The sequence below is a fragment of the Sphingobium sp. YR768 genome, from assembly GCF_900111125.1.
Classification (GTDB): Bacteria; Pseudomonadota; Alphaproteobacteria; order Sphingomonadales; family Sphingomonadaceae; genus Sphingobium.
On record NZ_FOGE01000021.1, the window covers coordinates 47,044 to 72,975 of the forward strand.

Annotated in this window: 21 protein-coding genes; 10 read left to right on the plus strand and 11 right to left on the minus strand. The window is 64.0% G+C overall.

The features are described 5' to 3' along the window. The first annotated feature begins 160 nt into the window (after nucleotides 1-160). Genes BMX92_RS19545 through BMX92_RS19570 form a run of 6 tightly spaced genes read left to right on the plus strand, consistent with a single transcriptional unit; the run spans nucleotide 161 to nucleotide 9,472 of the window. Nucleotides 161-2,845: a TonB-dependent receptor gene (locus tag BMX92_RS19545; protein ID WP_093019631.1), complete on the plus strand. Its 2,685-nt coding sequence runs from the start codon at nucleotides 161-163 to the stop codon at nucleotides 2,843-2,845. A gap of 23 nt (nucleotides 2,846-2,868) precedes the next feature. Continuing rightward, nucleotides 2,869-4,548, plus strand: coding sequence for a GH39 family glycosyl hydrolase (locus BMX92_RS19550; RefSeq protein WP_093019633.1), 1,680 nt, complete (start codon nucleotides 2,869-2,871; stop codon nucleotides 4,546-4,548). A gap of 9 nt (nucleotides 4,549-4,557) precedes the next feature. Next, nucleotides 4,558-5,832 carry an MFS transporter gene (locus BMX92_RS19555; RefSeq protein ID WP_256213517.1) on the plus strand — a complete coding sequence of 425 codons (1,275 nt, stop codon included), beginning with the start codon at nucleotides 4,558-4,560 and terminating at the stop codon, nucleotides 5,830-5,832. Then, nucleotides 5,829-7,007, plus strand: coding sequence for an L-rhamnonate dehydratase (locus BMX92_RS19560; protein WP_093019635.1), 1,179 nt, complete (start codon nucleotides 5,829-5,831; stop codon nucleotides 7,005-7,007). The genes BMX92_RS19555 and BMX92_RS19560 overlap by 4 nt, the downstream gene beginning before the upstream one ends. Beyond that, nucleotides 7,004-7,873 (plus strand): NAD(P)-dependent oxidoreductase, encoded by an 870-nt coding sequence (locus tag BMX92_RS19565; protein WP_093019637.1) that lies wholly within the window; start codon nucleotides 7,004-7,006, stop codon nucleotides 7,871-7,873. The genes BMX92_RS19560 and BMX92_RS19565 overlap by 4 nt, the downstream gene beginning before the upstream one ends. A 21-nt stretch (nucleotides 7,874-7,894) precedes the next feature. Next, nucleotides 7,895-9,472, plus strand: a complete 1,578-nt coding sequence (locus BMX92_RS19570; protein ID WP_177185156.1) for an alpha-N-arabinofuranosidase — start codon at nucleotides 7,895-7,897, stop codon at nucleotides 9,470-9,472. Between the two features lie 57 nt (nucleotides 9,473-9,529). On the opposite strand, the gene BMX92_RS19575 is transcribed toward BMX92_RS19570, so the two are convergent. After that, nucleotides 9,530-10,459, minus strand: a complete 930-nt coding sequence (locus tag BMX92_RS19575; RefSeq protein WP_093019639.1) for a LysR family transcriptional regulator — start codon at nucleotides 10,457-10,459, stop codon at nucleotides 9,530-9,532. Nucleotides 10,460-10,547: 88 nt separating this feature from the next. Here BMX92_RS19575 and BMX92_RS19580 point away from each other — a divergent pair, with 88 nt between their 5' ends. Beyond that, a complete protein-coding gene (locus BMX92_RS19580; RefSeq protein WP_093019693.1) occupies nucleotides 10,548-11,582 on the plus strand; it encodes an aldo/keto reductase in 1,035 nt (344 codons plus the stop codon). 13 nt (nucleotides 11,583-11,595) lie between these two features. Beyond that, nucleotides 11,596-12,768 (plus strand): MFS transporter, encoded by a 1,173-nt coding sequence (locus tag BMX92_RS19585; RefSeq protein ID WP_093019641.1) that lies wholly within the window; start codon nucleotides 11,596-11,598, stop codon nucleotides 12,766-12,768. A 22-nt stretch (nucleotides 12,769-12,790) separates the two neighbouring features. Here BMX92_RS19585 and BMX92_RS19590 read toward each other — a convergent pair whose 3' ends face one another. Genes BMX92_RS19590 through BMX92_RS19605 form a run of 4 tightly spaced genes read right to left on the minus strand, consistent with a single transcriptional unit; the run spans nucleotide 12,791 to nucleotide 16,281 of the window. After that, entirely contained in the window at nucleotides 12,791-13,207 is a 417-nt protein-coding gene (locus BMX92_RS19590) for a biotin/lipoyl-containing protein (RefSeq protein ID WP_093019643.1), read from the minus strand. Next, the gene (locus BMX92_RS19595) at nucleotides 13,204-14,916 is read right to left on the minus strand and encodes a pyruvate, phosphate dikinase (protein WP_093019645.1); all 1,713 of its coding nucleotides are present in this window, start codon (nucleotides 14,914-14,916) and stop codon (nucleotides 13,204-13,206) included. The genes BMX92_RS19590 and BMX92_RS19595 overlap by 4 nt, the downstream gene beginning before the upstream one ends. A 4-nt stretch (nucleotides 14,917-14,920) precedes the next feature. Continuing rightward, nucleotides 14,921-15,541: a hypothetical protein gene (locus tag BMX92_RS19600; protein ID WP_093019647.1), complete on the minus strand. Its 621-nt coding sequence runs from the start codon at nucleotides 15,539-15,541 to the stop codon at nucleotides 14,921-14,923. Next, a complete protein-coding gene (locus BMX92_RS19605; protein ID WP_093019649.1) occupies nucleotides 15,538-16,281 on the minus strand; it encodes a PEP-utilizing enzyme in 744 nt (247 codons plus the stop codon). Before BMX92_RS19605 ends, BMX92_RS19600 begins: the two co-directional genes overlap by 4 nt. Nucleotides 16,282-16,442: 161 nt before the next feature. Between BMX92_RS19605 and surE the strand changes: the two genes are divergently transcribed. Together surE and BMX92_RS19615 are read left to right on the plus strand one after the other, a co-directional pair. Then, complete coding sequence (surE, locus tag BMX92_RS19610; RefSeq protein WP_093019651.1) at nucleotides 16,443-17,234, plus strand: 5'/3'-nucleotidase SurE; 792 nt, start codon at nucleotides 16,443-16,445, stop codon at nucleotides 17,232-17,234. Next, nucleotides 17,231-17,893, plus strand: coding sequence for a GntR family transcriptional regulator (locus BMX92_RS19615; protein WP_093019653.1), 663 nt, complete (start codon nucleotides 17,231-17,233; stop codon nucleotides 17,891-17,893). Before surE ends, BMX92_RS19615 begins: the two co-directional genes overlap by 4 nt. A gap of 107 nt (nucleotides 17,894-18,000) precedes the next feature. Here BMX92_RS19615 and BMX92_RS19620 read toward each other — a convergent pair whose 3' ends face one another. The 6 genes from BMX92_RS19620 to BMX92_RS19645 all read right to left on the minus strand — a co-directional run bounded on the left by BMX92_RS19620 (nucleotide 18,001) and on the right by BMX92_RS19645 (nucleotide 25,748). Next, nucleotides 18,001-19,227: a thiolase family protein gene (locus BMX92_RS19620; RefSeq protein WP_093019655.1), complete on the minus strand. Its 1,227-nt coding sequence runs from the start codon at nucleotides 19,225-19,227 to the stop codon at nucleotides 18,001-18,003. Beyond that, nucleotides 19,227-20,777: a class I adenylate-forming enzyme family protein gene (locus BMX92_RS19625; RefSeq protein WP_093019657.1), complete on the minus strand. Its 1,551-nt coding sequence runs from the start codon at nucleotides 20,775-20,777 to the stop codon at nucleotides 19,227-19,229. The genes BMX92_RS19620 and BMX92_RS19625 overlap by 1 nt, the downstream gene beginning before the upstream one ends. Nucleotides 20,778-20,870: 93 nt before the next feature. Further along, nucleotides 20,871-22,328, minus strand: coding sequence for a pyruvate carboxylase (locus BMX92_RS19630; RefSeq protein WP_093019659.1), 1,458 nt, complete (start codon nucleotides 22,326-22,328; stop codon nucleotides 20,871-20,873). 5 nt (nucleotides 22,329-22,333) lie between these two features. Then, the gene (locus BMX92_RS19635; protein WP_093019661.1) at nucleotides 22,334-23,689 is read right to left on the minus strand and encodes an acetyl-CoA carboxylase biotin carboxylase subunit; all 1,356 of its coding nucleotides are present in this window, start codon (nucleotides 23,687-23,689) and stop codon (nucleotides 22,334-22,336) included. A gap of 5 nt (nucleotides 23,690-23,694) precedes the next feature. Continuing rightward, nucleotides 23,695-24,201, minus strand: coding sequence for an acetyl-CoA carboxylase biotin carboxyl carrier protein (locus BMX92_RS19640; protein WP_093019663.1), 507 nt, complete (start codon nucleotides 24,199-24,201; stop codon nucleotides 23,695-23,697). After that, on the minus strand, nucleotides 24,198-25,748 hold the full coding sequence (locus BMX92_RS19645) for a hypothetical protein (protein ID WP_218145808.1): 1,551 nt from the start codon (nucleotides 25,746-25,748) through the stop codon (nucleotides 24,198-24,200). Before BMX92_RS19645 ends, BMX92_RS19640 begins: the two co-directional genes overlap by 4 nt. Nucleotides 25,749-25,932: the final 184 nt, after the last annotated feature.

Sequence of the window (25,932 nt, forward strand, 5' to 3'; positions counted from 1 at the left end):
CGATCGTCAAGCCTGATCCGGCCAATTTCGGGCATTTGGTATGAGGAAAATTGCCGATGCACCGTCCAATCTCCATTACTCCGTCAAATTATGGCTTGAAACGGTTTCAAAATCTCTTCATCTAGTATGAGAAATAAAAATGACTCGGAGGGGATATAAGATGAAAAATGGAGTGAAGCTGTCCATCTCGATGTTCGCACTGCTGGCGGCGCAATCGGCACTGGCGCAAACCAGCGACGGCCAGGATGCCAAGGATGTGAGCGATGGCGACATCATCGTCACCGGCATGCGCGCCAGCCTGTCGTCGGCGCAGAATATCAAGCGCAATGCCCAGCAACTGGTCGACTCGGTCGTGGCCGAGGATATCGGCAAGCTGCCCGACAATAATGTGGTCGAGGCGCTTCAGCGCGTGCCCGGCATCCAGGTGTCGCCCCGTGCCCGCGGGGAATCCGCGACCGTGCTGATCCGCGGCCTTCCCGACGTGGTCACGCTGGTCAACGGCCGAAACATCTTCAGCACCACCGGCCGGTCCCTGTCGCTGGCGGACGTGCCGGCCGATCTCGTCGCGGGCGTGGACGTCTACAAGTCGCGCTCCGCCGATCAGCTGGAAGGCGGGATTGCCGGCCTGATCAACGTCCGCACGCGCCGCCCCTTCGACTTCAAGGGCTTCGAATTCGCGCTGGCGGGCCGCGAAGTCTATAGCGAGCAGCCGGACAAGATCGATCCCTATGCCAGCGCGCTGATCAGCAATCGCTGGTCGACCGGCATCGGCGAGATCGGTGCGCTGGTCAGCCTCTCCTACCACAAGACCCGCTATCGCGACGAAACCATCTATAGCGGCGGCTATTTCGGCTATAATCTCGACAATAGCCGCGCGCCTTATACGCCGGGCGTTCCGCTGGACCCGCGCGGCACCAGTCCGACCGATCCGAAAGTGTTCCGCACCGACGTCATCGGCGCCTTCGACCGGATCGGCACGCGCACCCGCCCGGCCGTCAACGCCACGCTGCAATGGGCGCCGGACGACCGGCTGACCATCCACGCCGACGGCCTGTTCTACGGCTATCGCGAACGCGGCAACAGCAACCAGAATTTCACGTCGATGAACGGCACTTTATTGTCGCCGCTAGTCTTTGTGGACGACACGAAGCTGGTCCAGTCGCTCAGTATCGCCAATGGCCGCGTCGCCAATTTCGGTGGCGCCTATCAGAATAAGGCCGATCGCTGGCAGGGCGCGTTGGGTGCGGACTGGACCAGCGGCGACTGGAAGGCGGCGACCGAATTTTCCTACACCCGGTCCAAGGCGACCGATGTCGGCAATAATCTGGATGTGGATTTCATTGCGTCTCGCACCGACGCCGTGTTCAATGATGGATCGGGCGCGCCGCATTTCACCCTGCCCAATGACGATATGGCCGATCCATCGCGCTATTATCTCTCGCGCCTGTCCACCACCCGCACGATCGGCGATGGCAAGGAACTGGCCTGGCGCGGCGACCTTTCCTATCGCGCGCCCTTCCTGATCTTCTCGGGCCTCGACGCCGGCCTTCGCCTCAGCAAGCGCGACGCCAGGTCCGACAGCTTCACCCAGACGATCAACTGTTCGGCGACCGGCGCGGTCCGATGCTACAGCATCAAAGCGGCGAGTCTGCCCGGCCTGATGACGGTGACGCCCGGCGATTTCTACTCCGGCACCCGCCAGTTCGTGCGGCAATGGGCGTCTCCCACCACCGATTATCTGCTGAACAATATCGGGTCGTTGCGCCAATTGTTCGGCCTCGCCCCCGGCGATCCGGCGTTTCAGGATACCCAGCATTTCGACATCGAAGAGAAAAATTATGCCGGCTATGGTCAGGCCAATGTCGACGTCGGCCGACTGGACGGCCAGATCGGCGTGCGCGTCATCCGCACCGACATCACATCCAACGCCTTTCTGGTCCTGCGCGGCGCGACCTCGCCCGTCACCATCCGCAACAAGAGCACCGACATCCTCCCCAGCCTGGCGCTGCGCTACAAGCTGAAGGACAATCTCTTCCTGCGCTTCGCCGCCAGCAAGACGATCACCCGGCCCAGCTTCGCGCAGCTCAACCCCGCATTGACGCTGACCCCGCCGGTGCCGGGGCAACAGCCCTTCGGCCGTGGTTCCAGCGGCAATGCCGATCTGAAGCCGATCCGGTCGGACAATTATGACCTGTCGCTGGAATGGTATATCGACCGGTCCAGTTCGATCACCGCCACCATCTTCCGCCGCGACGTCACCGGCTTCATCCAGTCCGTCACCAGCAATTTCGATATCGACTATCTGGGCGCGGACAATGGCGTCTATCAGATCACCCGGCCGGAAAATTCCGGGTCCGGCAAGTTGCAGGGGATAGAGGGCGGCTTCACCTTCTTCCCCAAGGGCCTGCCAGGCTGGCTGGACGGCATCGGCATCAGCGCCAACGGCACCTATATCGACGGCAAGAACAAGGCGTTGTCGCCCCTGCCCGGCGTCACCGGCTATATGGACATCCCGTTCCAGAATGTGTCGAAATATTCGGCCACCGGCACCTTCATCTATGAAAAGGGCGGCTTCTCCGCCCGCGCCTCCTATGTCTGGCGCGACACCTATAATGCCGGGCTGCATTTCACCGGCGTCAATCCCAACTTCATCACCAACGGTCAGATCAGCAATCTTGACCTGTCCTTCTCCTATGAGGTCAATCCCAACTTCACCATCGTCGCCGACGCGACCAACATATTGAAGAATCTCTACCAGACGTCGTTCAACGACCCCGGCCTCTACCCGCGCGATACCGTTCTTTACACACGCACGTTCGCCGTCGGGTTCAGGGCGAAGATCTAATGTTCCTATCGAGAGGATGCCATATGACGATTTCCAGGGTGATCGCTTCGCTGTCCGTGCTGATGGCGCTGCCGCAGGGCGCCGGGGCGCAGGACGCAAGACAGGTCGCGATCAGCGTGGACGCGGGCAAGGCCGTGGGCAAGCTGCCGCCCGTCTGGCGCTTCTTCGGCGCGGACGAACCCAATTATGCGACCATGAAGGATGGCCGCAAATTGCTGGTCGAGCTGGGCGAACTGAAAAAGGGGCAGGTCTATTTCCGCGCCCATAATCTTCTAAGCAGCGGCGATGGCACCGCCGCCTTCAAATGGGGCAGCACCAACGCCTATACCGAGACGAAGGACGGCAAGCCGGTCTATAACTGGGCGACCGTCGACGGCATCATCGACGCCTATCTGGCGGAGGGCATCCGCCCCTATCTCCAGATCGGCTTCACTCCCGAAGCGATGGCCAACGCCCCGGCGGGCACACCCTATCGCCATAGCTGGCGTCCCGGCTTCGACTATAATCTGATCGCCACGGGCTGGACCTATCCGCCCAAAGATTATGAGAAATGGGCGGAACTGATCCATCAATGGACGCTCCACAATATCGAACGCTATGGCCGGGCCGAGGTCGAGAAATGGTATTTCGAGGTCTGGAACGAACCGAACTCGCCCTTCTACTGGACCGGCAGTCCCGAGGAATTCTACAAGCTGCATGATTATGCCATCGCCGCCGTGCGCAAGGCATTGCCGACCGCGCGCGTCGGCGGACCGGATGTTGCCGGGCCGGGCGGCACCTTCATGGACGGCTTCCTGAAGCACGTCTCTTCCCGCAAAAATTATGCGACCGGTGAAACCGGCACGCCGACCGACTTTCTGTCCTTCCATGCCAAGGGCAAGCCGACCTTCGTCGACGGTCATGTCCGCATGGGCATTGCCACCCATCTGCGCGAAACCGATGGCGGCTTTACCAAAGTCCTGTCGATCCCCTCGCTCGCCGGCAAGCCGGTCGTGATCGGCGAGAGCGACCCTGAAGGGTGCGCCGCCTGTCCGGGGCCGGCCAACGCCTATCGCAACGGCACCATGTATAGCAGCTACACCGCCGCCAGCTTCGCGCGCATCTGGGAACTGGCTGAAAAGCGGAAGGTCAATCTGGAGGGCGTCGTGTCCTGGTCCTTCGAATTTGAGGACCAGCCCTGGTTTGCGGGCTATCGCCAGCTATCGACCAACGGCGTGGACCTGCCGGTGCTCAACGTCTTCCGCCTGTTTGCGCAATTGGGCGAAACGAAGCTGGCGACCACCAACAGTGCGCAGGTGCCGCTCGACACGCTGATGAAGAATGGCGTGCAGGGGGATGCCGATATCGGCTCCATCGCCACCCGCACCGCCGACGGCAAGGTCGCGCTGCTCGTCTGGCATTATCATGACGATGATGTCGCCGGGCCGGACGCCCAGATCAGGCTCAGCCTGAACGGGATCAAGGGCAAGCCCGCACAGGCCAAGCTGTGGCGGGTCGATGGCGATCATGCCAACGCCTTTTCGGCCTGGAAAAAGATGGGATCGCCCCAGTCGCCCAATCAGGATCAGTATAAGCAACTGGAGGCCGCTTCGGTCATGCACGCGGAAACGCTGCCCGTCGAGACGGGCCAGCGCGGCGGCGCCAGCGTCGACCTGCGTCTGCCGCGTCAAGGCGTCGCCCTGATCGTCCTCGACGGCCAGTAAGGGCAAGAGATGGAGGCCATGACACTGGCGCGGGCGACGGCCCATCGGGGGGGCTGGGCGATCGCGGCGATGATTACCGTCGCCATCGCCATCAGCTATCTCGATCGGCAGACGCTGCCCTGGGCGATCAAATATATCGAGGCCGACATTCCGATCGGCAACCAGACCAAGGCTTTCCTCGATTCCGCTTTCCTCGCCACCTATGGCCTCATGTATCTGGGCGGTGGCTGGCTGCTGGATCGGGTGGGGACGCGCAGGGGCTTTCTGGCGATCATGATCTTCTGGTCGCTCGCCTGCGCCAGTCATGGGCTTGCCGGTGGCATAGCGGCGCTGGTGGTCAGCCGGTTATTGCTGGGCGTGGGCGAAGGTGGCGGTTTTCCCGCTGCGACCCGCGCCATCGCCGAATGGTTCCCGCCGCAGCGTCGCGCCGCCGCCATGGGGCTGGTCAATGCCGGGACGGCAGTCGGCGCGGTGATCGCCCCGCCACTGATCGCGGGCATATTGGCCTATGGCGACTGGTTCGGCCTGTCGAGCTGGCGCTGGGTCTTCTTCATCACTGGCGGCTTCGGCCTCGCCTGGGCGCTCTGGTGGTTTGCAACCTATCGCTCGCCACCGCCTCTGGACACAGACACGCGCGACGCGGAGGGGCCTGCGCCCACCATCGCGATGCTGCTGTCGCGCCGGGAAGTGCGGGGTCTGGTCGCCGCCAAATTTCTGAGCGACGGGGCTTGGTATTTCTACCTCTTCTGGCTGCCCAAATATCTGTTCGAAGCGCATGGCTTCGACCTGAAACAGGCCGCGACGATCGGCTGGATACCCTATGCGGCCTCCGGCGTGGGCAGCCTGTGCGGTGGCTGGCTCTCCAGCCGCCTCCTGTCCGCCGGCCGATCGGTCGACGCCGCGCGCAAGATCGCCCTGGGGCTTAGCGCCGCCTGCATGCCCTGGGTCATGCTCGCGCCCACGACCGGGTCGATCGCTGCCATCATCGCGATCTTCAGCCTCGCCTTCTTCGGGCAACAAAGCTGGTCGACGCTGGTCATGACATTGCCGACGGACCTTGCCCCACGCAGCGCGCTTGGCCGTCTCGCTGGCCTCGTCGGTCTGGGCGGCGCCTTCGGTGGCATCGTCATGGGGCAGGCGGCCGGTTGGGCGCTCGATGCCGGGTTCGGCTACACGCCGGTCCTGACCGTCGCGGCCACCCTGCACCTGATCGCCTTCGCGCTGATCTGCCTCACCATCCCCCGCATTTCTCTCCTCAACTTCTCCCGAAAGGTCGTCTCTTGAAAATCACCGAAGTCCGCACCCGCGTCGTCCAGTGGGAAGGCGAAACAGTCCCGCTGCCGCCGCATTTCTGCACGAACCCGATGGATCTGGTGTCGCCGATGCTGTCGCCGGAAACGATGGGGACGTTCACCTTCCACGGCTGGCTGATCGTGGAAATTTTCACGGATGAAGGGCTGGTCGGCATCGGCAACGCCGCGCTGGCGCCGCTCGTCACCAAACAGTTGATCGACCAATATCTCAGCCCCTTGCTGATCGGCCAGAATCCTTGGGACAGCGAATTCCTGTGGCAGCACATGTATCGCAAAACGATGGCCTTCGGGCGCAAGGGCGTGGCGCTGGTCGCGATCTCCGCGCTGGATATCGCGATCTGGGACTTGATGGGCAAGGCCGCCAAGCAGCCCGTCTTCCGCCTGCTCGGCGGCCGGACCAAGGCGAAGATCCCGGTCTATGCCAGCCGGCTCTATTCGATCCCGCTCGATGAGCTGGCGCAGGAAGCCGCCAACTACAAGGCGCAGGGTTATAAGGCGATGAAACTGCGCTTCGGTTGGGGACCGATCGACGGGGCGGAAGGCATGGCCCGCAATGTCGAGCTGATCCGTACCGTGCGCGAAACGGTGGGCGACGAAATCGACATCATGGCCGACGCCTATATGGGCTGGAGCCTCGATTATGCGAAGCGGATGATGCGCCTGATCGAACCGTTCAACCTGCGCTGGCTGGAAGAGGCGATCATCCCCGACGACATCAACGGCTATCATGAACTGCGCCGCTTCGGCACCACGCCGATCGCGGCGGGCGAACATGAATTCACCAGCTATGGTTTCCGCCAGATGATCGAGGCGAAGTCGCTCGACTATTTCCAGTTCGACACCAATCGCGTCGGCGGCATCACCGCCGCCCGCAAGATCCAGGCGCTGGCTGAGGCTTATTCCATCCCCGTCGTTCCCCATGCCGGGCAGATGCATAATTATCATGTCGTGATGGCCAGCCTGAACAGCCCCATCGCCGAATATTTCCCGATGGTCGATGTGGAGGTCGGCAACGAGCTGTTCTGGTACATCTTCAAGGGCGAACCACAGGCGGTGGACGGCCATATCGATCTGGACGACAATCTTCCCGGCCTGGGCCTCGAAATCGACGAGGCCGCTCTCTCGCGCTTCAAGGTGATCGGATGACGAACAAGATTGCAGTCCTGGGTTTGGGCATCATGGGGTCCGGCATGGCGCGGCAATTGCTCGCCGCCGGGTTCGACGTGGCGGTATGGAACCGCAGTCGCGAAAAAGCCGAGGCACTGGGCGATGCCGGCGCGCGCGTGGCTGCTACGCCCGCTGATGCCGCCATCGACGCGGACATCGTCGTCGCGATGCTGGCCGATGATAGCGTGTCGCGCGCGATCTGGACCGGAGAAGATGGCGCGCTGCCCGCGATGAAGCCGGGGGCGGTCGCCGTCGAATCCAGCACATTGACCGGCGACTGGGTGTTCGAACTGGCGCGCGAAGCCGCAGCACAGGGCGTCCGCTTCATCGAAGCCCCCGTCACCGGCAGCCGCGATCAGGCCGCACAGGGGCAATTGCGGTTTCTGGTCGGTGGCGAGGCGGATGCGCTCGCCGCCGCGCGCCCCGCGCTGGAGGCGATGGGGGGCGCCATCGTCCATCTTGGTCCGGTCGGCAGCGCGGCGACGGTCAAGCTCGCCAATAATTTTCTGTGCGGCGTACAGGCGGCCAGCCTCGCCGAAGCCATCGCGCTGTTCGAAAAGCATGGCCTTGATGTAGAGCAGGCCATGTCCATCCTCTTCGACGGCGCACCCGCCAGCCCGATGGTGAAGGGCGTGGGCCGCCGCATGCTCGACCGTGACTATGCCCCCCATTTCCTCGTGCCGTTGATGGCCAAGGATCTGGGCTATGCCGCGCAGGCGCTCGCCGATGTCGGCATACAGTCTGCCATCGCGCAGGCGGCGCGGCAGCGTTTTGTCGACGCCGACGCGGCGGGGGAAGGGCATCGCGACATAGCGGCGATCGTGGAATCGCTCAGAAAGGCCTGAAAGAACAAGGGAGAGGATCGAATGAAAAATCGCCTGATATTGTCCATCGCGCTGTTAACGGCGGCGGTCATGACCGCGCCCTCCCCCCTATCGGCGCAGGCCAGCGCGCCAGCCGCCACGGCCTTGACCGCCAGCGCCACGCTGCATGCCGACAAGCCCGGCGCGATCATCGACCGCCGGATATTCAGCCAGTTCGCCGAGCATCTGGGCTATGGCATCTATGGCGGCCTCTGGGTCGGGCCGGGATCGAAAATCCCCAATACGCGCGGTTATCGCAATGATGTGGTCGCGGCGCTGAAGGCGCTGGCCGTGCCGCTGGTCCGCTGGCCCGGCGGCTGTTTCGCCGATGAATATCATTGGCGCGAAGGAATCGGCCCGCGCAATCGGCGCCCGACCAAGATCAACACCCATTGGGGCGGCGTGACCGAACCCAATAGTTTCGGCACGCATGAATTCATGGATTTCGCCGAACTGATCGGAGCGGAGGCCTATGTGTCCGGCAATGTCGGCAACGGCACGCCTGCGGAAATGGCCGAATGGGTCGAATATATGACCGCGCCCGCCGGCACGCTAGCGGACGAACGGGCGAAGAATGGTCGCAAGGCGCCATGGAAGCTGCCGATGTTCGGCATCGGCAATGAGCTATGGGGCTGCGGCGGCAATATGCGCGCCGATTATGCCGCCGATGTCACCCGCCGTTACGCAACCTTCGTGAAATCGCCGCGCGGCACGAAAATCCTCAAGATCGCCAGCGGCGCCAACAGCCGCGACTATGACTGGACCGACGTGATGATGCGCGGGGCCGGCAAGTCTATCGATGGCATCGGCCTGCACTATTACACCCATCCGACACGCGGAAAGGTGAAGGGATCGGCCACCCAATTCACCGAAACCGACTATGCCCGCACGCTCGTCAGCACCCTCGTCATGGAGGAGTTGCTGGAAAAGCACGGCGCGATCATGGACAAATATGATCCGGAAAAGCGGGTCAATCTGGCCGTCGATGAATGGGGCATCTGGACCGATGTGGAGCCAGGCACCAACCCCGGCTTCCTCTATCAGCAGAACAGCATGCGCGACGCGATCATCGCCGCGCTCAACATCAATCTGTTCGCCCGCCATGCCGACCGGGTGCGCATGACCAACATCGCCCAGATGATCAACGTACTTCAGGCGATGATCCTGACGAAAGATGATCAGATGGTGCTGACGCCCACCTATCATGTGTTCGACATGTACAAGCCGTTTCAGGACGCCACCTTCCTGCCACTCGATCTGGCGTCACCCTGGTACAACAAGGATCAATGGACCGTGCCGGCGGTCAGCGCGGCGGCGGCACGCAGCAAGGCGGGGCAGGTCTATATCGCCCTGACCAACACCGATCCCAACCGGTCCGCGACCGTGACGGCGAAACTCGAAGGCGTGCAGGCCTCCATGGTGGAAGGGCGCATCCTGACCGCGCCCGATATCCAGTCCCACAATGATTTCGGATCACCGGACGTAGTGCGGCCGGTGGCGTTCGACGGCGCGACACTCTCACCCGATAGCCTTTTGGTGACTTTGCCGCCGCACAGCGTGGTCATGCTTGCGGTCCGGTAAAGAGTGAAGCGGCCGCCCTGCACCGGTGCCGACATTATGGTCGGCCGCCCTTCTTCATCAAAGGCGCATATCATCCCCGTGTAAATTCAATCTCGCACCCAGGAAATCCACAAATACCCGAAGGCGAGCGGGCACATTGGCGCCGCCCAGAAAGACGGCATGAATAGTTTCCACGTCACCCGGATTATAGGCTTCCAAAACCGGCACCAGCTGACCGGAAGCAAGTTCGGGTTGGACGCTGAACCGACCAACGCGGGTAATGCCGACGCCGTCCGCCGCAAGCTGCCCAAGCGTCTCGCCATTATTGGCCTCGATCGTGCCGCGGACGCTCAGCGCATAATCGAGGCCTTCCTTGCGGAAAGGCCAGACCGGTTCGGCCCGTCGAAAATTGAAGTTCAGGCAATTATGGCTGTGCAGATCCTCCGGGATGATCGGCGTGCCATGGCGTTCCAGATAGGCTGGCGAAGCGACGATGACACGACCATTCTCGCCCAGCTTGCGGGCCGTCAACGGGCTGTCGGCGAGCGGCCCGAAGCGGATCGCGACATCGGCCTGGCCGCCGGCAATGTCAACCAGCCGGTCGCTGAGGCTGATGTCGACCAATATATGCGGATAAAGTTGGGCAAACTCGCCTAGCAAGGGCACGATACATAGCCGACCATGGGAATGGGCCGCACTCACCCGCAATCGTCCGCGCGGAGCACCCCGATCGGCGATCGCCTGCTCCGCCTCATCCAGGTCGGCCAATATGCGTCGCGCGCTACTGAGATAGGCCTGGCCCTCGGCCGTCAGCGTCAGAGCACGGGTGGAGCGCAGCAGCAACCGAACCCCCAATCGATCCTCGATCCGGTCGACCGCGCGACTGACCGCCGAAGGGGTGAGGCCCAGCACCCGGCCGGCAGCCGAGAAACTCCCTTCGGCAACCACGGCCGCGAAGGTTTCCAATGCCCGTGCCCGGTCCGTATGGAAGAGCGTCTTTTCATCCATTGCAAAGATCCTTCGCCTGACAGCCCACTAAACGGCGGCATCCTTCCACTCCATCTATGCGCCTATCACAGAATGGAAAGGGATGACGGTGGAATATCGGCAATTAGGAACCTCAGGCCTGCGCGTGCCGGCGCTGAGCTTTGGCACCGGCACCTTCGGAGGTTCGGGGCCTTTATTCGGCGCCTGGGGCAACAGCGATGCCCAAGAAGCCCGACGTCTGATCGACATATGCCTGGACGCCGGCATCACCCTGTTCGACACCGCCGACGTCTATTCGAACGGCGCGTCAGAGGAGGTGCTGGGCGCGGCGATCAGGGGACGGCGCGATCGGGTGCTGATATCCACCAAGCTGGGCCTGCCGACCGGTGAAGGCCCCAACGACTGGGGCGTATCACGCGACCGGCTGATCGGCGGCGTGGAGGCTGCTCTCCAGCGGATCGGCACCGACCATATCGACCTGCTGCAACTCCACGCTTTCGATGCCTCGACCCCGGTGGAGGAATTGCTGGCGACGCTCGACCAGTTGGTCCGCGCCGGAAAACTGCGTCATGTCGGCGTCTCCAACTATCCCGGCTGGCAGTTGATGAAGACGCTGGACGTGGCGGATCGCCATGGCTGGCCGCGTTTCGTGGCGCATCAGGTCTATTATTCGCTGATCGGCCGCGCCTATGAGGCCGATCTGATGCCGCTTGCCGCCGATCAGGGCGTGGGCGCGCTGGTGTGGAGCCCGCTCGGCTGGGGACGCCTGACCGGCAAGATAAGGCGCAGCAGCCCGATCCCCGATGGCAGCCGCCTGCACCAGACCGCCGCCTTCGCTCCGCCGGTGGAGGATGAACATCTGTACCGCGTCGTCGATGCACTGGACGAGATTGCGGCGGAAACCGGCAAGACGGTGCCGCAGGTCGCGCTCAACTGGCTGCTGCAAAGGCCGACTGTCTCGTCGGTCATCATCGGCGCGCGCAACGAAGAACAGCTTCGTCAGAATCTGGGCGCCGTCGGCTGGGCGCTGACCCGCGACCAGATCGCCCGGCTCGATCAGGCCAGCTATCAGATGCCGGCTTATCCCTATGCCCCCTATCATCAGCAGGCCGGCTTCGCCCGTCTGAACCCGCCGCTCGTTTGACGAGAGAAACATCATGAAGATCAATCCCCCCCTTCTCGCTCTGGCGGCCGGCGCCTTTGGCATCGGCGTCACCGAATTTGCGCCAATGGGCCTGTTGCCCGTCATCGCCACCGATCTGGGCGTTTCCATTCCTGCTGCCGGCCTGTTGATCAGCGCTTATGCCATCGGTGTGATGCTGGGCGCGCCTTTGATGACGCTGACTACCGGCCGGTTGCCACGTCGCACCTTGCTGATCGGTCTTGCCGCCATTTTCGCGGTCGGCAATCTGATCGCGGCGCTCTCCAGCAGCTATGCCATGCTGCTGTTCGCGCGGATCATCACTTCGCTCAATCATGGCGCTTTCTTCGGCGTCGGATCGATTGTCGCCGCCAGTCTGGTCCCGCCCCAGCGGCAGGCGGGCGCGGTTGCCGCCATGTTCATGGGGCTGACGATCGCCAATGTCGTCGGCGTGCCGCTGGCGACCTGGGCTGGCGAAGTCATGGGCTGGCGCTCCGCCTTCTGGGGCATTGCCGCGCTGGGCGTCCTGACCATAATCGCGCTGCGCCTGACCCTGCCGAACATGCCGGCCCCGACCGAAGGCGATGCGCGGTCCGAACTGCGCGTGCTGATGCGCGGACCGGTGCTGGCAGCGCTGGGGCTTACCGTCGTCGGAGCCAGCGCCATGTTCACCGTCTTCACCTACATCACGCCGATCCTGCGCGAGCAGACGCATGGCTCGATCACTTTCGTGACCGCCATGCTGGTGCTCTACGGCGTGGGCCTGACCATCGGCAACTGGCTGGGCGGACGCTTTGCCGACCGGTCGGTCGACAGGACATTAATCGTGACGCTCGCCGCGCTGACGGTCATTCTGGTCGCTTTCGCCTGTGCCATGCCCTTTGCCGGGCCAACAGCGATGCTGATCTTCCTGTGGGGCATTGCCAGCTTCGCGCTCGTGCCACCACTCCAGGTGCGGGTGATGAGCGCGGCCGCCGATGCGCCCAATCTGGCGTCGTCGATGAACATCGGCGCCTTCAATCTGGGTAATGCCATCGGTGCGGCACTGGGCGGCGGCGTTATTGCGGCAGGGTTGCCGCTTCCCTTCGTCTCGATCGCGGGCGCTGCGGCATCGGGCGTTGGTTTGCTGGCCATCCTGATCAGCTCTCAAAAGGCCTCAATCCGTGATGCAGCCCCTACGGCGACGTAAGGCGCGGTGTTCTCCGCTTCGGTTATGCCGCCAGCAGACGGACCAGTGGGGCGGCATATTCGATCAGGGCGCCGGGTTCTGCCAGAACTTCCGTGACGAGGCCCGCTTGATCGGCGCAGAGGTCGATCGGTTCACCGAGCAATTCAATCCGCGCCACTGAATCGCCCGCCGCCACGGCACTGCCCACCGCCAGCGCAGACACGAAGGAGGCGATATGCGGGGCGGCTACGAGGTGTTCGACCTTGGCCGTTTCTACCGGGACGACGGCTGGTGGCGCAGGTGGAGCCTCTACCGCGACCGGCGCGTGAAGCGGGTTGGCCCCGCCGCCCGGCCTGGCGACGAACAATTCATAATCGCCGGAGCGCAGATGGATGTCGGCATAGCCGGACTGGCGGAACAGGCGCAACAGGGCGCGCGTGTCGGTGATGATATCGGTCATGCGGCTTCCCCCAGCAAGGCGAGCAGCGCGGGCAGCACCGGCTCGGTCACAATGGTCCGCACCCCTTGCGCACGCGCAATGCGGGCGGTGTCGGGATTGGCGAGCGTCGCGCCGCGCGCGGCGGCTGCGCCATGCAGCAGCGCCGGCAGTTCGCCCGGCTCGCCGCCCGACCAGAGCGCGTCGATATCGACCACCCCGTCGATCCCCGCTGCGTCGGCCGGGCGCAGGACGCGCACCGGGCTGCGCGCCCGCGCCCATTCGATCAACTGGGCGAGCCGGGCGTCGTCAGCTTCGTCAGGCATTTCGACCGGCAATTCACCGGCATAGACGCGGCCCGTTTCGCCATCGACGGTGACGAGGGCGCCGGGCTGCGGCCCCTTCCCGTCGCCGACACCGACTATGCAGGGACGGCCGAGCGCGCGGCTGACGACGGCGGCGTGAGATGTGGAACCACCTTGCTCCGTCACCACCGCCTTCGCTGCGATCATGCCATGGATATCGTCGGGGCTGGTGGTCGCGCGGACCAGGATCACCGCCTCGCCAGCAGCGGCGCGCCGTTCGGCTTCGTCGGGATCGGTGACGACCGTGCCGCAGGCGACACCCGGACAGGCCCCCTCCCCCTGCGCGACGATGGCGGCATCCTGCGCGCCGATGCCCAGACGCGGAAGGAGTAACGCGCGCACCTGTTCGGAGCTGACGCGGGACAGCGCCTGGTCGATATCGATCAGGCCTTCGTCGACCATCTCCACCGCCGCCCGCACCGCCGCGTCGGGCGCGCGCTTGGCCGATCGGGCCTGAAGCAGATAGAGGGTGCCGCTCTGCACCGTAAATTCGATATCCTGCATGTCGCGATGCTCGCGCTCCAGCCGGGCGGTGGCGTCGAGCAGCGCGGCATGGGCGGCCGGATCGAGGTCACGCATAGCGTCGAGCGCGAGCGGCGTGAACTTGCCGGACACGACATCCTCCCCCTGCGCACGGGGCAGATATTCGCCATAGGGCAAGGCTTCGCCGGTCAGCGGATTGCGGCTGAACAATACGCCGGTGCCGCTGCGATCGTCCAGATTGCCGAATACCATCGCCTGAATGGTGACGGCGGTGCCCATGTCGTGCGGGATCCCATTATGCTCGCGATATTTCTTCGCGCGGCGCGTGTTCCAGCTGTCGAACACGGCACGGACGGCGCCGGTCAGGCATTCTCGCGGGGTGGCGGGCACATCGACCTGCGCGCGCCAGTCGGCCGGGTCGGCATCATGATTCAGCTCGACTGGCATCTTCAGCACGATCGAGGCATAGAGTTCGAGGAAGCGACGATGCGTGTCGCGGGCAAAATCCGGCAGACCGGATTCGGCGGCGAGCGCGCTTTCCGCCGCATCGTCGATGCCCAGGTTCAGCACCGTATCCATCATGCCGGGCATGGAAATGGCGGCACCGGAGCGGACGGAGAGCAGCAGCGGCTGGTCCGCGCCGCCGAAGTGGCGGCCGGTGGCGGCGTTTAGCCATTGCAAGCCGGCTTCGATCTCCGCCTCCAGCCCTTCGGGGAAATCGCCCTGCGCCAGATAGGCGTTGCAGGCCGCGGTCGTGATGACGAAAGCCGGGGGCACGGGCAGGTCCATGCCCCGCATCCGCGCGATCGACCAGGCCTTGCCGCCGATCAGGCTGCGGTCGGGCAGGCTCGTGCCGTCCAGCAGGACGGTCCAGTTGGATGACATCAGCTTATTCCTCCCGGACCCGGCCCATGATGCGGAGCAGATCCTCGTGCAGTTCGAACCAGATGGTGTGATAGCTGTCGCGGCGGATATCGCTGACCCATTCATGGTCGCCATCCTCGGCCGCTTCGAGCGCGGCGAGCAGCTTTTTCGCGTAGAAGGTCATGCGCGGCCAGCCTTTGGACAAAGCCGCCAGGATCGGTTCGACCTGCTCCTGCACCTCGCCCAGACGGTCGATCACCGCTTCGTCATGGGCGCGGTCGCTATGGTCGTTGGCGACCTTGTTGCCGCCGATGCTGATCGTCTGCCAATCGGTGATGACCTGTTTCAGGGTCTTGTTCACCCGCTCGAAAGCGAGATAGGCGTTCTCGAACGCCTTGTCCTGCCGCAGGGGCGCGAAGTGCAGGCCATAGCGCGCCTCCAGCGCCACGCGGGTCAGCGGGGCGAGGATGAAGGCGTCGCCGGTATCGACCACGCGACCGGTCGCGACGGCGTCGGCGAGCAGGATCGACACGCGCGGTTCGGGCAGGCCGACCAGAGCGGCAATGGCGGCGGCGCCGGCATGGCGTTTGATGGCGACGCCGTGGAACACCAGATCGCGCTCATCTATCTTGGCGGCGTCGATCATGCGTCAGCCTCCTCTTTGGCGAGGCGCCAGACGCGGCCGACGCGGTCCACGCCCTGCTGATAATCCTCGGTCGTCTTGGCAGCCGCCGTCGCTTCGATCGTGACGGTATCGCCATCGGCGATGCCGGCGATCTTCGCGTTCATCAGGCAGGGGATATTATATTCGCGGGTCAGGATGCCGAGATGCGATCGCACCGTGCCGCCCGCGCAGATGACGCCGGTAAATTGTTCGATGATCGGCGCGGTCAGCGTGCCGCCGCTATCGTCGATCACCGCGATGATGCCGGACGGAACGCCGTTGGTCAGATAATCCAGCACCCGTTCATTGGTGCGGATGAACCGGGCGATGCCGGTGATGTCGGCGTCATGACGCACGACATTGTCGCCCACGCCGGCGAGCGCACGGCCCGTTTCGTCCGGATCCCCTTGCGGCGCGTCGGGATGCGAGAAACTCTCGTCCACCTGATCGCCATCACCGCGCGACTTGTAGATATCCGGCCGTTCCGCGACCGAAATGCCGGCCGACCAGTCGAAGCGATGACCGGTGCCAAGCAGCCGCCGTTCGACATCCGCCAGATCCGCCTTGGTCAGGGCCGCGCCGCTGACACGAAAGCCGTCCCAATCCTGTCCCGATTGCGCGAAACTTGTCCGCAGCCTTTCCTGCACAAGGCTCAACGTCGCCTCCACCAGCGGCGAAGCCGGCGGGCGCCCCTTGTGCGCGCTATCGATGGGCAACCCCATGCATCTCTCCTGTTCTTCACGAGTCTGCGCTCTCCCCTTCGATGTGCCGGGTCGCGGCTTTGCTGTCAAGCATCTGACAGATGAAATCGTAGGACGATATTGACGGAAATCTTCGACTCATCTAGCTTGAACGTCAAAGAAGTCGATCCGGGAGAGAATGTGTGACCGCCAAGCCCAATCCGCGCGTGTTGATCGTGAATGACGATGGCATCGATGCGCCCGGTATCCTGTTGCTGGAAGAAGTGGTGCGCCAGTTCAGCGACGATGTATGGGTGGTGGCGCCGGACGAGGAACGGTCCGGCGCGGGGCACAGCCTGTCGCTATCCTACCCGATCCGGGTGAAGCAGCGCGACGAGCGGCATTTCGCGGTCAAGGGTACGCCGACCGACTGTGCGCTGCTGGGCGTCTATGAACTGCTGGGCGATCGCAAGCCCGACCTGCTGCTGTCGGGCATCAATCGCGGGCCGAACCTGGCGGAGGATATCACCTATTCGGGCACGGCATCGGCGGCGATCGAGGGCGCGATGCTGGGGATTCCGTCGATCGCCTTGAGCCAGATATGGAGTTACCAGACGCCGGTCCATTGGAATACGGCACGCCATTATACGGCGCAGATCTTGCCGCATCTGCTCGGTCTGGAATGGACGCAGGGCAGTTTCGTCAACGTGAATTTCCCGCATTGCCCGCTCGATCAGGTGAGCGGCGTACGGGTCACTCGCCAAGGCATGCGCCCGCCCGGCTCCTTCCGCCCGATCCCGCGCGTCGATGAACGGCATGTGCCCTATTATTGGATCAAGATCGCCTTTCCGGACGGCGGCGCGGCAGAGGGGAATGATCTGGCCGCCGCGCGCGACAATGCGGTGTCGATCACGCCGATGCAGCTGGACATGACGGCGCACGATCAGTTGGCGCATTTCCGTTCGCTGTTCGAAACCGAACCGGTGGGGGCATGAACGCGCCCGCCACGATCGGCACGACCGAAAAGGTCGCCGACGCCATCCGATCCGGCATCCGCACCGGCCAGTTCGTACCGGGCCAGCATCTGGTCGAGGCGGAGCTGACGCTACGGCTGGGGATCAGTCGGTCTTCGTTGCGGGAGGCGCTGCGGCATTTGTCGGGGGACGGGATCGTCGCGATCCATCGCTATCGCGGGGCGCATATCAACCGCCTGACCCGGCGGGAAGTGCGCGACCTGCTGGAGGTGCTGGAGCAACTGGTGCGGCTGGCGGCGCGTCTGGGTGCGGCATCGGGCCATGCCAATCGCAGCCTGATGGATGCGGCGCTGGATGCGGCACGGCGACATGACGAGGATGGCGACCATCGCAGCTATATCGCGGTGCGGCAGGCCTTCTATGATTGCCTGTTCGAGGTGGCGGGCAACCGGGAATTGCCGCGGGTGACGCCGTTGCGGCGTGCTGATTTGTTCCGCGCGCAGATCCGCCCCTATCAGACCCGCGCGCAGCAGGATTCCCATACGGAAGGCTATCGGGCGATCGCGCAGACGGTGAATGACGGCGATGTGGAGGCAGCGGAAGCAGCGGTCGCGGCCCTGTTTGCGCAGACCCATGCGATGGTGGACGAGTTGCCGGATGTGGCGTTCGATGTGGATTAAACAGGCCCGTTCGGGCCGAGCGAAGTCGAAGCCCATTGCTGAGCAGAGGCGAAGCAGCCTCGCTTTGCTCGGCATAGCCCTTCGACTTCGCTCAGGGCGAACGGAGGTCAGTGACTGGCGAGGATCGTCACAGCGCTCAGCCCGTCCTCCACGCCATAAAAACCGCCGCTATTTTCCGCCAGCGCTATGCGCGCGCCTTCCGCTTGGCGCTTGCCAGCCTCCCCGCGCAATTGCGTCACCAGTTCGTGGATCTGGCCCAGTCCCGTGGCGCCGAGCGGATGCCCCTTCGACACCAGCCCGCCCGACACATTGACCGGGATGCGCCCGCCCAGCGCCGTCACGCCCGCTTCGGCATCATGCCCCGCCTGCCCCGGCGCGCTGAGGCCGAGCGCTTCGACCTGCACGATTTCGCCCGATGAGCTGGCGTCATGCACTTCGGCGACATGCACGTCCTGCGGGCCAATGCCGGCCTTTTCATAAGCACGTGCCGACACGATACGAGTGACGTGGCGGGCATAATCGTCGGACGCCCGGTCGGTGCCGCTCTGCGATTCCGTCGCCAGCACGCGGACCGCGCGCGCCTGTGGAAAGCGGTCGAGCAGGTCGCCGGCGCACAGAACCGCCGCCGCCGCACCATCGCTGATCGGAGCGCACATCGGGACGGTCAGCGGCCAGCTGACATTGGGGGCGGCCAGCACATCCTCAATGCTCATGGCGTTCTGATATTGCGAGAGCGGGTTATATTGCGAATGGTTATGGTTCTTGGCGGAGACGGCCGCGATCTGCCGCTGGGTCGTCCCATAGGTCGCCATGTAAAGCCGGGCCTGCGCGGCATAGGCGTCCATCATGATATTGGGTCCGGGGCCGTCCAGTCCCTCCGGTGCGGGGGCGAGCATCCCCTGTGTCGAGGTGATATAGCGTTGCGCTTCCACGGCATCCAAAGGCTGCTGAAACACGGCGAAACGCTTCGCGCGATCGGTGCTGTAGAGCTTTTCCACGCCCACGATCAGCGCCACATCGGTCAGGCCGGCGCGAATATAGTCAGCCGCGACATGCAGGCCGATCGTCGCGCTGGCGCAGGCGGCTTCCACATGCAGCACGCGCAAGCCCTGTATACCGAGCGGCCGCAGCGCATATTCGCCGGGGATCGACATTTCGCCCGCGAAGAAACCCTGAATGACATTGCTGTAGATCGCCATGCCCAGGTCGCTGGCCTTCGCCCCGGCATCGGCCAGCGCTTCGCCGACCGCCTGTTGCGCCAGGTCGGTGTGGGTAAGATCCAGGTGCCGGCCAAAGGGCGTCATGCCGACGCCGATGATATGCACGTCGCGCATCAGATCGCCCTCCCGGCGTCATCCCAATAGGGTTTGCGCAGTTCCGCGCGCGATACCTTGCCTGCATTGGTGCGGGGCAGTTGGCGGACGATCTCGATCCGCTTGGGCGTCTTGACCGCGCCCAGCGCCTCGCGGGCAAAGGCGATCAGGGTCGCTTCCTGCGGCTTGTGGCCGGGACGGGCCTCGACGAAGGCGATCACCGCCTCCCCCCACTTCTCGTCAGGGATGCCGACGACCGCACAATCCTGCACCGCGTCATGAGCCAGCAGCGCCTTTTCCACCTCGGCCGGATAGACGTTGAAGCCGCCCGAAATGATCATGTCCTTCTTGCGGTCCACGACATAGAACCAGCCGTCTTCGTCGCGCACGCCGATGTCGCCGGTGTGGTGCCAGCCATGGGTCGAGACTTCGGCCGTCGCCTGCGGGTTCTTATAATAGCCCGCCATCACCAGCGGCCCGCGCACGACGATTTCGCCGCGCTCGCCGGGCGGAAGGATGTTGCCGTCATCATCCATGATCTCGACGATGGAGAGCAGGTTCGGGCGGCCGCAACTGCCCGGATGCGCGAGGTCGCCCGCGTCGTTCAGATGCTCGTGGGGCGGCATGGCGGTGACGCACATGGGCGCTTCGGTCTGGCCGAAGCTGGCGTTCATCACTGGGCCGAAGACGGCGATCGCTTCTTTCAGCCGATCGAGCGACATGGGGGCGCCAGCATAGCTGATATATTGCAGGCTGGAGAAATCCGCTTGCGCCACGCCGGGGTGCGACAGCAGCATGTAGATCGCGGTGGGCGGCAGGAACATATAGGTGACGCGATGCTGCTCGATCGCCTCGATCACCGGGCCGGGATCGAATTTCGGCAGGATGACGACCGTGCCGCCCAGCGCCATGCTGGCCAACGCGAGCGGGCCGGCAGCATGGGTCATGGGCGCGGCCACCATGTTCACCGGGGGAGTGGTCATCGGCATGGACGCGACCAGGCTGGAGACGAGCGCCTGCCAGTTGCCGTTGGTCAGCATCACCCCCTTCGAGCGTCCGGTGGTGCCGCCGGTATTGGCGAGGAAGCCGAGTTCCTCCACCGCGCCGGCGCGGCGTTGCGGGACGGGTGGTGCCTCTGCATCGATTCGATCTTCCAGGAAGAAGTCGGCTTCGTCGAAAGGCCGGTCGAGCGCGATATAGCGCCGGATGTTCGGGCATTGCGCCCGAAACTCGGATATGCGGTCAGCCACTTCGGAATGGACGAACAACGTGTCGATATCGAGCAGGTCGAACAGATAGGCATTCTCGCTGGCGCTGGCCCGGTTATTGGCCATCGCCCAGACGCCATCTGCGCGCAGGATACCCAGCACCGCCTCGAACGCGACCATGGCGTTGCCGCTCAGCACGGCGGCATGGGCGCCCGGCGCGAAGCCGTCCGCGATCAGCAGCGCGGCGATGGCGTTCGCGCGGGCCGCGACCTGCGCATAGGTTTTTTGCCTGTCGCCCTCGATCATGCAGGGCTTGTCATGCGCGATGCGCAGGCCGCGATCGAAATAGTCGATCATTCGCATGGGGTGGCCCCTTTCGTCATTGCGAGCGTAGCGAAGCAATCCATCGGCGCGTCATTGGATTGCTTCGCTACGCTCGCAATGACGGAGAGGTGTTCAACGCCGCAGCGTCAGGTCCAGCGCACTCGACTTGATCTGCACCAGCGGCGCGGTGGCGAGCTTCATCAGCTTTTGCACCTGCGCCAGTTCGGGCGAGGAGAGCGTGGGATAATCCCGCGCCACCGGGCCGGCCTTGCGCATCCGGTCGATGTCGGACGCGGGGACCAGCGCGCGCAGGATCAGTTCGTCGTCATCCTCCCCGGTGCCATGGCGGCGGCGCAGTTCGGCCAGGTCGGGCTGTTCGGGCGGGTTGTCCAGGATTTCCTTCGCGCGCGGCTTGGACAATATCTGGTCCAGCACATCGCCGTCGATCGGCGCGACCGGATCGCCGTAGAAGCCCGCCGCATATTGGATCACCTCGTCCGGAACGACCGAATAGCGCTTGCCGGTCACGATATTCAGCACGGCCAGCGTACCCACCAGCTGCGCGAAGGGCGTGGCCATGCCGGGATAGCCCAGCTCCCGCCGCACCAGCGCAACCTCCGCCAGCACGGCCGGCAGCCTGTCGAGCATATTCTGCTGCACCAGCTGCGCGCGCAGCGTGCCCATCATGCCGCCGGGGATCTGGTGCTTGAGCGCGGTCACATCATATTCGAAATGCTGGTTGACCAGGAAGCCGGCGGCCTTGCCCACCCGCTCGAAATGATCGGCGACGGGCTTAAGCTTGGACGTGTCGATATTATGGGTGTGGCCCATCATCTCGACATTCTTGGTCATGATCTCGATCGAGGGGATGGACGGCCCGTTGGCCATCGGGCGCACGGCGGTATGCAGCACGGTCACGCCGAATTCGATCGCATCCATATAGGTTTTGGCCGATTGCCCCAGCATATTGTTGGCGTGCATCTCGATCGGCTTGCCGCGCGCCTTGGCGACGATGGCGGGGACGAGCGTGGAGATACGGTCGCGATCCAGCACGCCGCCGGTGTCGTAAAGCAGCAGGCTATCGACTTCGGGCAGCGCCGAGAGCTTGTCCGCCTTGTCCGCATAATAGTCGTCGGTATGGACCGGCGACAATGTGAAGAGCATCGTGCCCGCCACCTGACAGCCATGGCCCTTGGCGATCTTCGCCAGCCGGTGCATCTTGTCGATGTTGAACAGCACATCGTAGAGCCAGAAGCTGCGGATGCCATGGACACACAGGCGATCCACCCACAGGTCCATCAGCACATCGGGCGTGAAGCCGAATGTCACCGACCCGTTGGAGCGGCAGCCCGCGCGCAGCGGCGTGTTGGGCATGGAGCCGATCAGCAGGTCGAGGCCCGCCCAGGGATCTTCCTGGCAATGGCGGGTCAGCACTTCGAACAGCGAGGAGCCGGCCAGACTGATGATATTATAGCCGGTCTGGTCGATGATCGGCGTCACCGGCAGCGCCATGCCGGCCTGCATCCGCATGCCCCACAGGCTCTGCTGCCCGTCGCGCATGGTTTCGTCGAGGAATATGATATGGGCCATGCCTTTTACTCCGGGGAAGCGAGCAGGGTCTGCTCAAGCCAGCGTGTGTGGATGCGGTTTTCGATGAAATCTGGGTGGCGCACGATGCGGCGATGCAGGTCGATGGTGGTGGGCACGCCTTCCACCTTGAAGGCGTCGAGTGCCTCCGTCAGCTTCGCCACCGCGTCGGCGCGATCGCTGCCATGGACGATCAGCTTGCCGATCATGCTGTCGTAGAAAGGCGGGATCATCGCCCCTTCCGACATATGGCTGTCGAGGCGGATGCCCTCGCCCGTCGGCACCTGCCAGCCGGTGATGCGGCCGGGGACGGGAATGAAACCCTTCCCCACATCCTCCGCGTTGATGCGACATTCGATGGCATGGCCAGTGACGCGGACATCGTCCTGCGCCACCGACAGCGCCGACCCGCCGGCAATGCGAATCTGTTCCTGCACCAGATCGAAACCGGTGATCATTTCGGATACCGGATGCTCGACCTGGATGCGGGCGTTGACCTCGATGAAATAGACTTCCTCGCGCGCGACGTCGTAGAGGAATTCGGCGGTGCCGGCGTTGCGATAGTGGACGCTAGCGGCGAGCGCGACGGCCGCTTCGTGAAGCTGCTTGCGCACCCGGTCCGGCATGGCGGTGCAGGGCGCTTCCTCGACCAGCTTCTGGTAACGGCGCTGCACCGAACAATCGCGTTCGCCGAAATGCACGACCTTGCCGGTGCCGTCGCCCATCAACTGCACCTCGACATGGCGCGCTTCGGGCACGAAGCGCTCCATGAACAGGCGGCCGTCGTTGAAGGCGGCAAGGGCTTCAGCCGACGCCTTGTGGAAACCGGCCTCGACTTCATTCGCATTGTTGGCGATCACCATGCCGCGTCCGCCACCACCGGCCGACGCCTTGAGCAGCACGGGATAGCCGATGCGGTCGCCTTCACGGCGGGCGTCGGCGGCCGACGCGATTTCCTCGCTGCCCGGCACCAGCGGCACGCCGGCGGCCTTGGCCATGGCGCGGGCTTGCAGCTTGTCGCCCAGCGCGTCGATCATGTCGGGTTCGGGACCGACGAAGGCGATGCCATGTTCGGCGCATAGGCGCGGCAAGATGCTGCGCTCCGACAGGAAGCCATAGCCCGGATGCAGCGCGTCGCAGCCAGCAGCCTTGGCCGCATGGACGACGAGGCGCGGGTCGAGATAGGATTTCGCCGCCGGGCCGGGACCAAGGACCAGCGCTCGGTCGGCTAGCCTGGCGGCGGCGCTGCCCCGGTCGGCGTCGGATATGCCCACCACGGTTTGCGTGTTCAGCCCTTGGGCGGCGCGCACGATGCGGAGGGCGATTTCGCCGCGATTGGCGATGAAGAGGCGGTTGACGGCCATCTTTCTTACCCCGGAATGACGGCGAAGAGCGGCTGGTCGGCCTCCACCATCGCGCCGTCGGTGGCCAGGATGGCATGAACCGTGCCGGACAGCCCTGCGCGAACGGCGGTGAACAGCTTCATCACCTCGACCAGGCACATTTCGGTGTCGGCGGTGACGACCGACCCCACATCGACATAGACCGGCGAACCGGGCTTGGGCGCGCGATAGAAAGTGCCGAGATAGGGCGCGCGGACGATGACGGCATTGTCGGGCAGGCTGGACGGCGCGGCGGCCGGGATTGCGGCTGACGCTGGTGCCTCAGCCGCCGGCGCAGCGGCAGCGGGCGCAACCGGCTCCACCCGCACAGCGACGGCCTGCGCACCCAATCCGGGCGCCGACGCATCGGCCGACAGATAAATTTCAAATTCCCCCGAACGCACATGCAGTTCGCGCATGCCCGACGCCTGGAAATCGGCGATCAGCGCCTCGATATCCGCCAGCGCTGCGCCCTCTGTTTTCGGCCCGCTCATGCCTTATCCTCCCGCATGGCTTCTATCTGGTCGCGTGTCAGCCCGGCACCCCTGCCCTTCAGGAGGCGCGACTGTTCCTGTTCCAGCGCATAGAGCGCCGCGACGTCCGCACTGTCGGGCGCGCCGCGCACGCTGCTGTCGCACAGGAAACGATAGGGTTGCTGCATCTGCGCCGGGCGGAATGCCGCCGCGCGCGCATTATAGTCGGCCAGGGTCAGCGCCCCCTCGCTCGTCACATAGCGATCGACCTTTTCGGTCAGATGGGTGACGCCGGGCGCGACATGCGCGGTGCTGGCGGGAATGTCGCCGTTCAACACGCCATGGGGAATATGCGATATGTAGCGGGCCGGGCGGCCGTTATGCATCATCATCGCATAATCATGTAGTTGCTGGCTGGGCAGGTCGACCAGTCCCACCAGTTCGCCCAGAAAATCACGGCCGAATTCGTCGTTCAGCAGCGGCCGGAAGCGATCGGCCCGCTCGTCGATCTTCATCCAGTCATCGACGTCATAGACGCCCGCGACATGGGCGAAATCCTTGATCAGGCTGAAATAGACCAGCGCGCCCGCATCCATCATCTGGTCGCGCGACCAGCCAGCCATAGTCTTCCACAGATCGACCGTGGCGGTGCGGAAGGTTTCGGTGAGCGTTTCGAACGTCTCGGCCAGTTCCTCCGCTGATCCCATGCCGACAGGCGTGTAATTTTCGGTCAATACGTCCGACGTATAGAGGCCGATGCCGGTCAGCTTTTCCGCCGTAAATTCCGGCTTGGATTCAAAACTGCCCCAATCGTCCATCAGGTAGAAATGGCAGTCGGTCGCCTCCATCGTGACGGTCAGGTTGGGATAGGGAATGGCGTCGGCCACGCCATCCAGCCAGGGATAGTCGCCCTGCGCCAGATCGGTGAAGTCACGGATCACCAGTTCGCGATTGTCCGCCAGCTTGTAGGGGCCGCTATTGTTGAGCGTGCAGCGGCTCTCGCAGGACACGAGGAAGCCATATTGGGAGATGGTGGCGAGGAAGGTCTGCGCCGCCTTGTGCAAACGGTCGCCATTTTTGCAGGCGTGCAGGTCGGCATGGAAACGCTGAATGCGCCGTTCGGGCAGAAGCTGGACGCGCTGGCCGAACTCGCGGGCGTTGAGATGCCCGTCCTCGCGCTGCTGCGCCAGTTTGAAGCGGCGCCAGAAGTCCATGACATAGGCGACATCCTCGGCATCGTCCGCCGGCGTCTGAAGCCCCATGTTGACCAGCGTCTCGCGCCCCAGCAGGAAGAAGGTCGGCAGTGCCCAGCCGGGCAGGTTGCCGAACTTGCCGCCCATCGCCCGCGCGCGGTCGCCAATCTCCTCCGCCTTCATCTTCGATTCGATCTTCCGCAGCAGGGCGGGGTAGCGATAATAGCAGCAGAGATAGGAGAGCAGCATATAGGAGGGCACGGGAAACAGCTTCGATTCCTGCACCGTGCGGGTCACGCACAGCCAATAGGTATCGTCGCCGATCGTCTGGATAGCGTTGTTCGCCTCCAGCAAGCGCACATAATCCAGCGCCATTATTGCACCGGCCCCTGACCTGTGACGGCAGCCATGATGCCCTCCTCTCCATTGTCTTTTTGATTCGTACAGACTTTATAGTCTATCAATATCGTCTGACAATCCTAAAAGGCAAAGAGAAGCTTTACGGGGCGATATTGACTATCTGGCGGATGGTCGGGTGGTGCCACAGACATCGTGCAGG